This window comes from Massilia sp. CT11-108 (genome assembly GCF_047302915.1).
Taxonomy (GTDB): domain Bacteria; phylum Pseudomonadota; class Gammaproteobacteria; order Burkholderiales; family Burkholderiaceae_D; genus Telluria; species Telluria orientalis.
Map to the genome: position 1 here is coordinate 1 of NZ_JBKYMO010000807.1, position 1,742 is coordinate 1,742.

Consider the following 1,742-nt stretch of genomic DNA (forward strand, 5'->3'; position numbering starts at 1 on the left):
GCCGCGCGCGGTTCGTCCAGCATTTCACCGCGGCGCGCATGGCGCAGTCCAGCATGCCGCTGTACGATCTGGCTCGTGGGCGCTTCGCCCCGCAAGCGGCATGAAGGTGTCGTTGATCCACGGCGTCTGCGTCCGCCACGACGCGATTTCGAACGCCATCGCCGACCAGTACCGCTGGCTGCGCGCCGCGGGGCACGATGTGCGCCTGTATGCCCACGCCTGCGACCAGCCCGGGGTGGCGTGTCACGCGGTGGGCGCGCTGTCCGACGTGGCGTTCGACGCGCACTTCCAGCAAAGCGACCTGGTCCTTTTCCATTTCGGCATCTACTACACGCTGTTCGACCTGCTGCCCGTCGTGCCACGCGGCGCGCGGCGCGTGGTGGCCTTCCACAACATCACGCCGAAACACCTGGTGGCTTCGGCGCAGCACGAGACGATCGACCGCTCGTTCCGGCAAATGGCCAACATCGCGTTCGCGGACCACGTGTTGTGCGACAGCGCGATCAACCTCGACGTGCTGCGCGCGGCGCGCATCGAGACCCCCGCCACCGTGCTGCCGCTCGCCGTCGCCAGTCCGCCGGCGCCGGTGCCGGACAAGCCCAGTGCCGGCGACGGCATCGTCCGTCTCGCCTTCGTCGGACGGCTGGTCGGGTCGAAAGGCCCGCAGGATCTGCTGGCGGCGCTCCGCCAGGTACTCGCGCAAACGGGGCCCGACGTCCGCCTGGCGCTGGACGTCGTCGCCAACGTCGCGTTTTCGGACCCTGCACTGCTCGACATGATGCGGGCGGCGGCCACCAACCTGCCCCGCGATGCCGGCGACCGCATCGTCGTGCGCCTGCACGGGGACGCACCGGAAGACGACAAGGAACGGATCCTGCGCGATGCCGACGTGTTCGTGCTGCCGACCCGCCACGAAGGCTTCTGCGTCCCGATCGTGGAAGCGCTGGCCGCCGGCTGCAAGGTCATCACGTACGACAATTCGAACACGCCGGCCGTGACGGGTGGCCTTGCCAACCTGGTGCCGACCGGCGATGTCGATGCCCTTGCCCGTGCGCTTGCCGCGGATATCGCGCAGGTCCGCTCCCCCGCGTGGCGGCCGGCAGGCGCCGGCGGCTATGGTGAGTACGCCCTGGGCGCGTGGCGCTTCGTCCAGCAGTTCAGCCCCGCGCCGGTCCGGCAGCGCTTCATCGATGCGGTCGGGTCCCTGGTCAACGTCGACTGAATGACGCCTGCAGGCAGTCCAGCGCCTGACGGTACGCCTCCCGCAACGCGTCCACGCGCGCCGCGTCGGCGCGCGCGGCGATGAGCGCAAGGCCGCTGCCGTGCGCGTGGTCGACGAGGATATCGCGCCACAACAGGTGCGCCGGCGTGACGGCCGCGAGCAGCGCAGTCAGGCGGTCCGTGATCTCACGGCTCGCGCCGGCGAAGGCCGCCGGCTCGGCAAAGATCGCGAGCGTCAGCTGCGGGTGCGCGACGACGGCGTCGTGATAGCGCGTCAGCAGCGTCCGGATCCCGTCGATGGGACCGGCGGCCGCGTCGACACCCTCCAGCACGTCGCCATACAACCGGTCCGACAACGCCCGCAACAGCCCGGCACGGTCGGTCACGTGGTGATACAGGCTCATCGGCGTCACGCCCAGCCGCGCCGCCAGCGCGCGCATCGTCAGGCCGGCGTCGCCATCCTCGTCCAGCAGGTCCAGCGCGGCATCCAGGATGGCGTCGCGCGTGACGCCATCCTGGAT

At 70.6% G+C, this 1,742-nt stretch carries 2 protein-coding genes; one reads left to right on the top strand and one right to left on the bottom strand.

Features of this window, described 5'->3' with window-relative positions; translation table 11 throughout:
* Window positions 1–100: 100 nt before the first annotated feature.
* Entirely contained in the window at window positions 101–1,222 is a 1,122-nt protein-coding gene (locus ACEN88_RS30925; RefSeq protein WP_413345887.1) for a glycosyltransferase family 4 protein, read from the top strand.
* Here the strand turns inward: ACEN88_RS30925 and ACEN88_RS30930 are convergent.
* Window positions 1,209–1,742 (bottom strand): TetR/AcrR family transcriptional regulator (locus ACEN88_RS30930; RefSeq protein WP_413345889.1); only part of this gene is annotated, 534 nt, incomplete at its 5' end. The two genes, ACEN88_RS30925 and ACEN88_RS30930, sit on opposite strands and share 14 nt — an antisense overlap.